Annotated in this window: 11 protein-coding genes; 1 reads left to right on the top strand and 10 read right to left on the bottom strand. The window is 43.8% G+C overall.

The genetic code is table 11. The features are described 5' to 3' along the window. Positions 1-12 precede the first annotated feature (12 nt). The 10 genes from DWX43_RS24185 to DWX43_RS24140 all read right to left on the bottom strand — a co-directional run bounded on the left by DWX43_RS24185 (position 13) and on the right by DWX43_RS24140 (position 10410). A complete protein-coding gene (locus DWX43_RS24185) occupies positions 13-1398 on the bottom strand; it encodes an FAD-binding oxidoreductase (RefSeq protein ID WP_118622414.1) in 1386 nt (461 codons plus the stop codon). Further along, positions 1395-2588 carry an electron transfer flavoprotein subunit alpha/FixB family protein gene (locus tag DWX43_RS24180; RefSeq protein WP_118622412.1) on the bottom strand — a complete coding sequence of 398 codons (1194 nt, stop codon included), beginning with the start codon at positions 2586-2588 and terminating at the stop codon, positions 1395-1397. Before DWX43_RS24180 ends, DWX43_RS24185 begins: the two co-directional genes overlap by 4 nt. 38 nt (positions 2589-2626) lie before the next feature. Beyond that, positions 2627-3418, bottom strand: a complete 792-nt coding sequence (locus tag DWX43_RS24175) for an electron transfer flavoprotein subunit beta/FixA family protein (RefSeq protein ID WP_109730218.1) — start codon at positions 3416-3418, stop codon at positions 2627-2629. A gap of 89 nt (positions 3419-3507) precedes the next feature. Next, positions 3508-4371, bottom strand: a complete 864-nt coding sequence (locus tag DWX43_RS24170) for a MurR/RpiR family transcriptional regulator (RefSeq protein WP_109730217.1) — start codon at positions 4369-4371, stop codon at positions 3508-3510. Between the two features lie 119 nt (positions 4372-4490). After that, the gene (locus DWX43_RS24165; RefSeq protein ID WP_109730216.1) at positions 4491-5171 is read right to left on the bottom strand and encodes an N-acetylmannosamine-6-phosphate 2-epimerase; all 681 of its coding nucleotides are present in this window, start codon (positions 5169-5171) and stop codon (positions 4491-4493) included. A gap of 36 nt (positions 5172-5207) precedes the next feature. After that, on the bottom strand, positions 5208-6284 hold the full coding sequence (locus DWX43_RS24160; protein ID WP_118622410.1) for an iron-containing alcohol dehydrogenase: 1077 nt from the start codon (positions 6282-6284) through the stop codon (positions 5208-5210). Between the two features lie 67 nt (positions 6285-6351). Further along, positions 6352-7185, bottom strand: coding sequence for a carbohydrate ABC transporter permease (locus DWX43_RS24155; protein WP_109730214.1), 834 nt, complete (start codon positions 7183-7185; stop codon positions 6352-6354). After that, positions 7186-8058, bottom strand: a complete 873-nt coding sequence (locus DWX43_RS24150) for a sugar ABC transporter permease (RefSeq protein ID WP_109730213.1) — start codon at positions 8056-8058, stop codon at positions 7186-7188. A gap of 66 nt (positions 8059-8124) precedes the next feature. After that, complete coding sequence (locus DWX43_RS24145) at positions 8125-9447, bottom strand: sugar ABC transporter substrate-binding protein (RefSeq protein ID WP_109730212.1); 1323 nt, start codon at positions 9445-9447, stop codon at positions 8125-8127. A 21-nt stretch (positions 9448-9468) separates the two neighbouring features. Further along, positions 9469-10410, bottom strand: a complete 942-nt coding sequence (locus DWX43_RS24140; RefSeq protein WP_118622408.1) for a dihydrodipicolinate synthase family protein — start codon at positions 10408-10410, stop codon at positions 9469-9471. 508 nt (positions 10411-10918) lie between these two features. Here DWX43_RS24140 and DWX43_RS24135 point away from each other — a divergent pair. Then, the gene (locus DWX43_RS24135; RefSeq protein WP_118622406.1) at positions 10919-12322 is read left to right on the top strand and encodes a glycoside-pentoside-hexuronide (GPH):cation symporter; all 1404 of its coding nucleotides are present in this window, start codon (positions 10919-10921) and stop codon (positions 12320-12322) included. Positions 12323-12421 lie beyond the last annotated feature (99 nt).

The raw sequence follows: 12421 nt of genomic DNA, 5'->3' as shown, positions 1-12421 counted from the left end.
CGTTTTTTACCCTCAGATTACTTTCTGTGGGTTGAGCAGTCCTTTTGGATCGAATACGCGTTTTATCTCCCGCATCAGCCGTATCTGTTCATCTCCCACCTGTTCCCTGAGATATTTTTTCTTCGCATATCCGACGCCGTGTTCGCCCGAAACCGCTCCTCCCAGTTTTAACGCCTTTTCGTACATTTCCGCGAAAACTTCTGACAAAGTACATTTCCACTCTTGTTCTGCAAGCCGGTCCCGGCAGATATAGATATGCAGGTTGCCGTCTCCCGCATGCCCGAAACTGGGAATCCTGATATTGAATTTCTTAGAAAGGCTGTGGGTAAATAGTATAAATTCGGCCACACAATTTCTCGGCACCACCACATCACACTCATCCATCTCCGTAGTTGATGCTTTGATCGCTTCTAGAAAAGCCCCCCTTGCAGACCATACCGCGTCTCTGCGCTCCGGCGTGTCTACAATAAAGACATCTCTGGCTCCATGCTCCAGACAATACTGTGCTACTGTCTCGTATTCTGACTCAACCTGCACAGAAGAACTACCGTCGAAGGTAAGCAGAAGGTAAGCTTCACTTTTTGTATCCGGAAACTTTCTTCCCAGAAATTCTTCCGCAAAAAGCAGGACATTTCTCTCCATAAATTCAATAGCCGTGGGAGTCGTTTTTAATTTGATAATCTTTGGTACTGTTTCGATCGCATTTTCTATTTTTTCATAGGGAACCAGTAAACTTACACTTTTGTTTGGTAAAGGCACTAATTTCAAAATCGCCTCTGTAATGATACCAAGCGTACCCTCCGAGCCGACGATCAGATCTTTTAAGCTGTACCCCGAACTATTCTTTACTATTTTGCCGCCAAATTTCTCTACTTTCCCATTGGGAAGCACCACCGTCAGTCCTCTTACATAATCTCTTGTAACACCATACTTCACCGCCCGCATTCCTCCGGCGTTTGTACTTATATTTCCCCCTATAGTCGCCGACTTTTCCCCTGGATCAGGCGGATACAGAAAACTGTGTTCCTCTGCAAACTGTGCCAGTTCCATCAAAAGGACACCGGGTTCAACCGTCACTGTGAGATTCTCTTCATCCAGTTCTAGCACATGATTCATCAAGGTTGTCTCGATCATGATCCCCCCGCATACGGCTACTGCCGCACCTACAAGTCCGGTCCCTGCGCCCCTGACTACAACGGGAATATCCTGTTTATATGCATATGTCATGATTTTTGAAACTTCTTCTGTCGATATCACTTTTATAAGAACATCCGGATACGCGGTGATACCTCCCAGCTCATCATGACTGTAGTCTTCTCCGATCTCTTTTCCTGTCTGTATTCTTGCTGGCTCTATCAGCCTTTTTAAATAAATGAGCTGTTCCTCGTTTAACTTCATTTCGCACCGCCTTTCAATTGTCTCAGTAATACCGGGAGCACTTCATACAGATCTCCTGCAAATCCGTAATGGGCTACATCAAAAATACCTGCATGCTTATCCGTATTCACCGCAATGATACACTCTGCCGCCCTCATTCCCGCGACAAATTGAACAGAACCTGAAATGCCCAGAGTTATCAGCAGTTTCGGTTTTACGGTCCTCCCGCTTAATCCGATCTGATGTCTGGCATCAAACCATCCTGCTTCAATCAGTGGTCTTGTACATGCCACCTGTGCATTCAGCAGGCCCGCAAGCTCTTTCACCATGAGAAGGTCACTCTGGGTCCGGATTCCCCGGCCGACTGCTATAATTGTCTCTGCCTCTGCAAGATCAACCTCTCTGGGTTTTTCAACTCTGTGAAGTACTTCTATTCCTGATTTCATCTTCTCTTCCGGAATATCCATACTCTTGATGATGCCATCTGCGCCCTCATTTCGCTCAGGCGCGGTGAACACTTTGTACCGGACGGTACATAGCTGCGGGCGGGAGTTTGGTGTATTTATCTGCGCCATGATATTCCCTCCGAAGGCTGGTCGGATCTGTACAAGATCTGTGTTGCTTTTCATTTCAAGCGATGTACAGTCGGCTGTCAGTCCTGTCCTGAATCTGGCCGCAATCCGTGGTGCCAGCGACCTGCCTTTTATCGTTGCTCCAAACAGCATGACTGATGGGTGGACTTTTTCCACAAAGTTCTCTACAATATTGGCATAAAGAGATGCTTTAAATTCGAGGAATCTCTGATCCTCATAAGTATAAATGCAGTCAACCCCGTAATGTCTGAGTTCCTCCCCCGCTTTTCCCAGCTTGTCCCCAATCAGAAGGACCGATACCGGCTGCCTGTTTACCTCCACCAGCTCCCGTGCCTTTCCGATCAGTTCAAATGTCACAGGATGAATACGGTCATCCTCCCATTCAGCATATACTACAATTCCTTTCCACGCATCTTTGTCTATCTCCGGCCTCTGAAATTCCTCATATGTAATGACACCTGAACTCCCCTTCTTTACACACGCTTTACACATCCGGCATCCGGCCCCGATTTCCAGCTTTTTACCTTCATATGTGATCGCATGGAAAGGGCACATTTTGCACATTTCCTCCGCCGTTTCTTCATTTACCCGGTCCTGATGCACTTTTAAAACTCCCATATCTTATCCTCCTGAGTCTTTGCAAAACCGTTATCCACCTAAACTACAAACTTCTTCAGTTTCAAAATCTCAAATATCCGGTCACCAAGCTCCCTGCCCGGACCTTCAAATAACTGTCTGGATTCATTCTTCTCGGGAGGGAAAATTCGCTCTACCTGAGTCGGAGAACCCAGCAGCCCATAATTTTCTTCATTTACATCCTCAAAATCTGAGAGCGACAATTCAACTATATCCGGGTTTTTCATTTCCGTCTTTCGTTTATAAGAAGGCAGTCTGGGAGAGTTTACATCTTTTTCAATTGTCAGGAGGCAAGGCGTTTTCAGACGGATTTTTCTAAAACAATTTTCTTGATTTTCCGTCACCAGAACCTCATAACCTTCGACTGCTGATATCTCCTTTACATTTGTTACATGCTCCATATCAAGGAACTCCGCTGTTTCCGGTCCGACCTGGGCTGTATCTCCATCTGTTGTCTGCTTCCCGCAGAGAATCAGGTCATACTGTCCTGCCTTTTTGATCCCCTGAGAGAGTGTATAACTGGTTGCAACAACATCAGCCCCGGCAAATTTCCGGTCACTGATCAAAATTCCTCTGTCAGCCCCCATATAAATAGCTTCCTCGAGAACCGCCTTTGCCTGGGCTGGTCCCATTGTAATTACATCTACATTTCCACCGTACTTTTCCTGCAGGATAAGCGCCTGTTCGACCGCATAGAGATCAAATGGGTTCATTTTTGATTCTACGCCATCCCTCTTCAGGACACCCGTCTCAGGATCGATTTCTACAGAAGTTGTTCCGGGAACCTGTTTAATACAAACTAGAATTTTCACTGTATCCCTCCTAAATCCGGGTATACAAAAAATGCCTCAAAATATCCTGTTGTCTACTTCGAGGCTTCTTTTGTATCCGGCACAGTTTGCTAATACATTTTATCTATGATAGACTGTGCAGTTTTCTGATTATACTCATAGCTGGATTCATATGTTTTTCGATAGTATTCGATATAAACAACCTCCATGATATACATCTGGCTCATCACAGCCGTTGTTGAGCCCCCCTGCAGGGGGCCCTCATTTGCGCCGCACAGTAAAACAACATCCGCATAATTCGTAAGAGGTGATTTTGCAAATCTTGTAATATCTGCTACATAGGCTCCTGCCGCCTTTGCCAGTTTGGCAATTAAAATCGAATCTTTTGTTGAACCGGAGTAAGAGATTACGATTGCCACATCATCCTCTGTCAGTGTAGATGCCACCATCGTCTGCATGTGTGAATCTGTATAGCAGTAAACTTTATTGACAATCCTCAGGAACTTATTTGCCGACATCATCGCCATAATCTGGCTCGCCCCCACACCAAAGAAGAAGATCCTCCGTGCCTGAATCAGCTTGTCTGTAAGTTCTTCTATTTTCCCGTAATCGAGCAGGGCCTGCGTTTCCATAAGCACACTGACATTCGAATTCAGAAGTTTTTGGGACATAACCTGAAAGCTGTCTTCCATACTGACGTTTTCTGTCAGAATTTCCTGGCCTTTATTCCTGTCTTCATCCTGAATACTAAGGGAGAGCTGAATCTTAAATTCCTGATAACCCTGCAGTTTCAAGCTTTTACAAAAACGAAATACTGTCGTTTCCCCGACTTTGCACGCATCAGCCAGATCTGTAATCGACATGTACAGAACTTCAGAAGCTTTCTCCAGTATGTAATCTGCAACTTTTTTCTCCGCCTTTGTTAAATGAGGATATGCCGAGCGTATCTGCATTGTAAAGTTATCCTGGCTCATATTTCTACCTCTCCCATATGATCTTGCTTAACGCATAAGTTTTAATCTCATTTTAACCCCTGTTCTCAGTGCAGCACAACAACTTTATTCATAAATTTTTATTCTGATCCGCTATCTCTTTATAAAACCTCGACAAATTTTTTCGTAATTTCCATCGGCCGCGTAATTGCCGTTCCTACTACCGCAGCCAGAACACCCGTATCTAATGCGGCTTTCAACTGTCTGGGCGTCCAGATGCCTCCCTCTGCTATAACCGGTTTTTCTACCTTTTCTACCAGCGTCCTCATCATCTCAAGATCCGGGAGGCGGACATCCTTTGTATACTCTGTATACCCCCTCAAAGTAGTCCCGATAAGGTCAAATCCTAATTCTGCTGCCCTAACCCCTTCTTCCAGCGTAGAACAGTCCGCCATAAATAACTGGTCTTTGTATTTTTCCCTGACTTCTTTAAAGAAATCTTCCAGACTGATATTACCGGGTCTCCTTCTGTCTGTACCGTCGAGTGCAACAATCTCAGGACGAATCACCATTAACTGATCAATCTCTTTCATAGTAGGTGTAATGAAAACATCTGAATCGCCGTATACTTTTTTTATAATCCCGATCACAGGAAGATCTACCACTTCTTTAATTTGAACGATATCTTCGACCGTATTGGCGCGAATTCCTGCCGCACCTCCCTGCATAGCTGCAACAGCCATCCTCTGCATAATAAAAGAACTGTGCAGAGGTTCATCTTCTAATGCCTGACAGGAAACGATCAGGCCGCCTCTGACCGCATCCAATATTTTGTTTCCCATATAAATTCCTCCCTGAGCGATTATGATATTCCAATGTCAGATAATTTCCTGAAAAGCAAGGTTTAACCGCTTCAGGTCATCTTCATGTACAATATTATTTTTCATAATATTATATTCCCTTAGTTTTGCCACGTTTCCTTCCGTCGGTTCGACCCCTATATCCTTCAGTTTTGTAGGCATATTCATTTCTTTCATCATGGAAAGGATATTCTGGTATTCCTCCTCCGGGTCCCCATTAAAGCGCATCTGCATCAAAATCCCTACTGCCACAATCTCTCCGTGCAGCGCCCCTTTTGATTCTTCCGGGAAGAACATCCGCGTCCCGTCATACAGCCCGTGCGCAACCGCAAGCTGATCGGAACCGCTGGAGAAGCCGCTCACCATAGATGTAATAATCAGATTTATGAGCATAAGGTCCGTGAGGAGTCTCTCATCTGCCTCTGGGTTCTGGTACACCTTTAATCCGTTTTCCGTTAGAAACTTATATATAAATCTGGAGTTCGCATATGCCATATATTTATAGATCGTAACCTCGGGGTAATCCATCTCTTTTCTGCCATTTACGATTTCGGGAAGCTTCGCTATTGAGTCCATGATTCCGGAAGCAAAAAGCCGCTTCGGAGATTTCCCGATAATGTCCAGATCCGCAAGTACCGAATCTACTTCTTTTTCTTTCGGAATCGAACAGTCATAACGCCCCTCTTCTTTTGTATACATAATACTTACAGCCGATGCCCCTGCACATGTAGCTACAGATGTCGGCACTGTTATAAGCGGCAGGCCGGCCAGATCTGAAAATACTTTACACAGGTCCATACATTTACCGCCGCCAATTGCTACGATAACCTCTGCCTTCTCTTTACCTGCATCTGCTGCCAGCCTTTTTGCAAAATCAACAGAATTTGGTTCATCCATGATTACCCAGACTGCTGCAATCTTTTTCTCCCTCATCTGTGTATCTACCAGACCTCTGACTAAGGGCAGTGTGGTCTTCCCCCCAACCATAAATGCCTTGCTTCCATACCTCAAAATCTCGTCCGGCAGTTGTTGAATCACACCTTTTCCATATAGGAACCTGCTGACACCAATTTTTAAAATCCCTGTTCCATCCATATTTTCCTCTCCTTTTTGTTATTCTCGTTCCCTGATTACATATAAACACGACTCCACACAATAGCCACTATTTATCGCTGCCAGCCGTCAGGCCCCCAATCAGATATTTCTGCGCCATCAGATAGATCAGGATTGGTGGAACGATAGCCAGCACAGTTCCTGCCATAATCCAGTTCCAAGGTGTTACAATATCAACCATTCTGGATAACCCGACTGTCATAGAAACTTTCCCGGCCGAGGATGTCAGAATCATTGGATACAAATAGGCATCCCACCCCGTAAAGAAGGATAACGCGAATGCAGTTGTCACTGCTGGCAATGAAATCGGTAAAATTATTTTCACAAGCGCCATTACTTTCGTACATCCGTCAACCGCCGCAGCCTCCTCCAGATTTACTGAAATACTGTCAAAAAATCCTTTCAGCAATAGGATTGGATTTGCTATTGCAGACGCCACCATCGCCAGAATTACAACAATGTACGTATCATACAGACCTGTGGAATTAGAGATTCCATATAATGGCGTTACGATTACGATCTGTGGAATAACCTGGATAGCGACGATCAGCATCATAAACGCTACCCTGAATTTAAATTTAAATCTGGATAACGCGTACGCTGCCAGAATTGAAATCACTATTGTAAAGATACTGGTACCGAGGGCATAAATGACGGAAGCCTTTAAGTACTCCCACATCGGCGTCTGTCCGGCCAGTTCCACATAATTCTGCCAGTGAAAGTACTTCGGATACAACATTTTTTCTCCCAGTTTTTCAAATGGGGTTAAAGAAGTCATTACCGCTGTATAAATTGGAAGAAGGGCAATGATTACCCACATAATTATAATAAAATACCGGATGACATAGTTTTTTATCTTTTTACGCTTCTTTATATTCATCATCTAATTCTCCTCCTTCGCGTTATGTCTCATAAGGAAGAATGCTATAATAGACACGAATATCATTGTAAAGATTGCTATAGCCGCCGCACCGCCTAAGTCAGAATTGATAAATGCCTTTTTGTATATGGTAATACTCAACAGTTCCGTTACATTTAAAGGACCGCCTCCTGTTATGACATATACCAGATCAAAGATCGTGAATGACCACGCCATCAAAATGGTACCGCTCATAATCATGACCGGTTTCAAAAGCGGAAGTGTAATGTGCCAAAAATATTTCAGACCAAGAGCACCATCAAGCCTTGCAGCCTCTTCCACTTCAGAAGGTATCGTCTGTAGTGCAGACAAGAGGCTCATAACAAGGAACGGTACACCTTTCCAGATTCTGATAAAAATAACCGTAGCAAGTGCAAGGTCCGCCCCCAGAAAACTAATCGGCTGATTTATAATCCCCAGACTCAGAAGAATGGTATTTACAATCCCATTTGAAGAATTCAGCACCCAGCTCCACATCGTGCCTGCGAACACATGCGGTATGACCCAGGGAATAATAACAACTGTACGGAAAAAACCTCTTCCCGGTATCGGTTTATTAAGGGCCAGCGCCAGTGTCGTCCCCACTAAAAAGATTCCGGCGATACCGCATACTACCCAGATCAGAGTCCTGACCAACGTTTTTCCAAACGCCGGGGTGAGCAGGTATTCATAGTTTTTCAGCCCGACCCATCCTCGGAAATTACCGATCAAATCTACCTTGGCAAAAGAATACCATAACAAATTGAAAAGGGGGATCGCGAAAATTGCAACAATGATAACAACTGCCGGTATCAGATAAATATAAGGCAGCTTATTTCTTTTTTTCTTTGGTTTCATATACCTGCCACCTTCCAAAAATGTTATTAAAACTGATGGGCAGTTATCCTGCCCATCATAAAATAACTAATCGCTGTAATTTGAGTTTACAGTTTCAATCATATAATCAATCGCCTCGTTGGCACTCATCTTTCTCGTAGCTGCTGCCTGCGCTCCGTCTGCAACTGCCTGTTCAATCATGGCTACATTTTTATCCTTCGGTCTGGAAGCAACTGTCTGCTCCTGCTCTACCAATGCATTCCAGTATTCACCTGAGAACTCTTCCTTTCCTTTCTCTGATTCGAGTATTGGAAGCAGCCCCCACTGAGAAGCATGTCTCGTCTGGTTATCGGAAGACATCAGGTGCTGGATCAGTTTCCACGCCTCATCCTTATTCTTGCAGGCCTCCGGAATTGCCCAGCCATCACAGCCCATGATCGGATGTGAACCGGCCGGACCTTCCGGGAACAATCCTGTATTAAACTTACTTTCTTCGCCTTTATTCAGCTCGTCCAGCAGTTCTTTCACTGCCCACACACCATCAAGATACATACCAACTTCACCGTCTCTGAATAACGTCCTGATTGCATAAGGGTTGTATTCGATCACATTCGCCTGTGTGATTCCATAATCGTTTGTAATGGCAGCTAATTCGTCCAAAGCCTCCGCAAATAACTTACGGTTCTTATCGTCCTTTTCAAATGTAAAACACTTGTCCTTGTCGCTCCAAATATCTGTACCTGTATAGCTGGAATAAAAGCTTTCTACTACGTTTGCGAAATCTTCTGTTGCAGATATCCCCCAGCCTAACCCGGGAACGCCTGTCTTCTCAGTAATGGTTTTGGCATAGGACACCATATCCTCCACCGTCTTCGGAGGCGTTTCAGGGTCGAGTCCTGCCTGCTTATATAAATCTTTATTGTACCAGAGTCCGAAAGCGCCTGTAGCCGCGGGTACCCAGTACATCTTTCCATCTTCTGTAGTTGCAATATCAATAACAGACTGCGGTAATTCAGCACTCATTGTTTCATCTGATGCCAACATATCGGACAAATCCATCAAATATCCTTCCGAAGCCAGATCCCATCCATTTGCTATATTTGTAAATGTCACATCCGGTAAATCGCCCTGTGCACCGAGAAGTTTCAGTTTTGTTGTAGCCTCTGCCCATGCCATCGCCTCAAAGTTGACCTTAACACCCGGATTCTCCTGTTCAAAACTTTCAACAATCGGCTTGAAAATAGGTTCTGCTTTTGTCAGGTCGCCCAGTCTTAATAAAGTTAATTCTGTCTTGCCGTCTTTAGAACCGCCTTCTTCTTTTTCCGCCTTCTTGTCTGATGATCCGCCGCATGCAGTCATAGAAATAACCATTGCAGCACAAACTAGCAATGCCAGTATTCTCTTTTTCATAAATATTCCCTCATTTCTATTTTATACTAATCCTACTTCCTCCAGCATCCTCTTAATTTTGGCATCCAGTACTTCATCAATCTCCGGAAGTGGTATCCTGCCCGGTCCACAATTAGAACCTACAAGTGTAGCTGCCCGTTTCAATATTGCAAGCACTACCGGTTCACCGCCTGTCGCACTCTCGGAAGCGGCCAGATCAAGATACGGGGTAAGTCTGTCGCGGATAGCCTTCGCTTTTACATAATCCCCCACACTTCTGGCTTTCCACATCTCCACTGCAATTTCAGGTGCAAAATTAGATGTACTGGAAATAAAACCTGCTGTACCTGCAATCGCCGCAAATGGTTCAAGAAACTCCCCATGTCCATTAATAACCGTGATCTTATCTCCGATTTTACGCGCCACCTTTTCCATCTTTGCAAAGTTTGGTGTACATTCTTTAATGCCTACTACATTTGACGCGCCAACCAACTGCTCCATTACTTCAAGCGGTACATCTTTATGTGTAACCTCAAGGTTGTTATATAGTAAGATTCCAATATTCGTACCTTTGGAAATCTCTTTATAGAATCTTAAGACAGCTTCATCTGTCGGTACGTAATAATAAGGAGAAAGCACCATTACTCCGGCTGCGCCGGCCTGTTCTGCATGAGAAATCAGATCTTTTACGTCTTCAATATTGCTGTGGTTACAGCCTGCTATGATCGGCAGTTCTTCCCCCGCCTCTGCAACTGCAGTCTCAATAAGCCTCTTTCTCTCGGGAATCGTAAGCGCCCCGCACTCACCGGTACTTCCGCCGACAACCAGTGTACAGTGATTATCACGGCTGATCCCCTTGCTCTTCAGAAAACGAATATGTTTTTTCATCCCCTCATAATCAACCTGCCGGTCTTCTGTCATTGGTGTTACTGCAATCGCGCAAATACCTTTCAATGCTTCTTTTAACTCTTCTGGTTTCATCATGTTTTCCTCCTTTTTGAATCCTTTTGTTTTCCTTCTGTTTTCTCTGTTTTTTTAATGTTTCGTTGTAACTTATTTTCATCATATCATTCGCTCCGTAAATTACAATACTTTTTAGGAAAAAATTTCTTTTTCGTTGAATATAAACAAAAAATCTTTTCTTTTTGTGCACTTTTTAAGAATTATGAAAGTATTTTCAGATAACATTTGTAATTTAGATTATAGAACAGCAAAAAAATTTGAATATCACAATATAAGTAGCTGTATTTTGCCAATCTTTCCCCAAGGTTAAAATCACTATATTAACAATCTAAAATTTGACCTTTTACTTTTTCAAATAGATTCTGAACGGTTAAAAAAGTATGCTAGAGAAGTAAGATTTACGAAAGTAAAAAGCCGGCTTACGATGTAGAATAGGGTTATGTACAAAACGTGTACATTCGGAAGAAGAGAGAAGGTGCATATCACGGGGACATCTCTCAAAAGTATAAAACAATAAGGAGATTTCATTATGAGTGAAGAAAAGAAAACCATGATGCAAAAATCAACAGATGCAAGTTATTCGATTCCAAGGCGGATTGCATACGCATTGGGAGGTGCCGGCTCACAATTTTCATGGATGATGATCAGTACTTACCTGACTGTATTCTACACCGATGTTGTAGGCCTTACCCCTATGGTCATTTCCATGATCATGCTGGGAGCTCGGATATGGGATGCTATCAATGACCCTATGTTCGGTGCCATCGCAGAAAACACAAAGAGCCGCTGGGGGCGCTATCGGCCATACATATTATTCGGAGCCCCTGTACTGGCAATTTTCAGCGCACTGTGCTTCCTGAATCTGGATATATCCATGCCCGGGAAAATCGCCTGGTGCACAGTTACTTATGTACTCTGCGGCATGGCTTATACGGCAGTTAACATTTCCACTGCCTCCATCGTAAATTCCATGACTACGAAAGTTGGCGAGCGTGTAGTACTCATTTCTTATTCTAACTTTTTTATGAGTGCGGCAGCCATGCTGCTCAACGCCATTGCAATGCCAATTATCCTTTTCTTTGGAAACGGCTCCACATCTTCTGGAAATGGATATTTTTACGCGGCATTATTATTTGCAGTTGTCTCCCTGTCCTGCTTCTGGATCTGTGGAATTTATTCCAAAGAGCTTATCGGCAATGTAAACGAAAAGAAACAGTCTGTTTCTGGGACAGGGAAAAACTTGATTAATTCCTTCAAGCAGACATTTCAGGATCGGAACGCCATTATGCTTATGATTGGTATGCTCCTTGTATTAACGGCAGTTATGGGTCGTCTGGGCATTATGGCTTATTATTTCATCTATGTCATTCAGGATGTTACCGTGATTGCAGGCTGTGCTACTGCTATTTCTATCGGAATGGCAATGCCTTCTTTATATTCACCTATACTATTCAAGTATGTGGATAAAAAGATCTGTGCGGCTATATCATGCGTATTCTCTGCTGTCCTCTGTGTAGTATTGTACCTGGCTGCGGGAAAAGTATCTGCCCCGATATTGATTTTTATTCACTTCCTCTACGGTGCAAGCAACTGTATCACAACCGTTGTTTACTCCATGAGTGGAGAAATCATCGATGACGCCTGGCTGCGGACCGGCATCCGTTCAGACGGAGTAATCTATTCCTGTATTTCTTTCTCAACGAAGCTTGGAAACGCAGTCGGGGGATCTGTAGGAATCCTTGCCCTTGGTGCCGTCGGATTTGTTGCAAATACAGAGATGGGCGCAGGTGTATTGTCTAAAATGAACGGTGTCATTAACTTTGGGCCGGCTGTCATCTTTTTGTTAGCAATTATACCATTTATGCTAATTAAAATGACCAATAAAAAGAGTGCCGAAAATGAATTAAAACTCAAGGAACTGGATATGAAATAAATCCTCTGTATCCTGTTGTACAAGGCATAAACACAGACCACGCTTGTAATGAGCGTGGGCTGAATTGAAAAAGTAAATTCCAGTGCAGGACTAAATTCC

It is taken from the genome of Clostridium sp. AF19-22AC, from assembly GCF_003479085.1.
Taxonomy (GTDB): Bacteria; Bacillota; Clostridia; order Lachnospirales; family Lachnospiraceae; genus Faecalicatena_A; species Faecalicatena_A orotica.
Note: the sequence above shows the minus strand (reverse complement) of the source record. Positions and strands in the feature narration are given on the sequence as shown.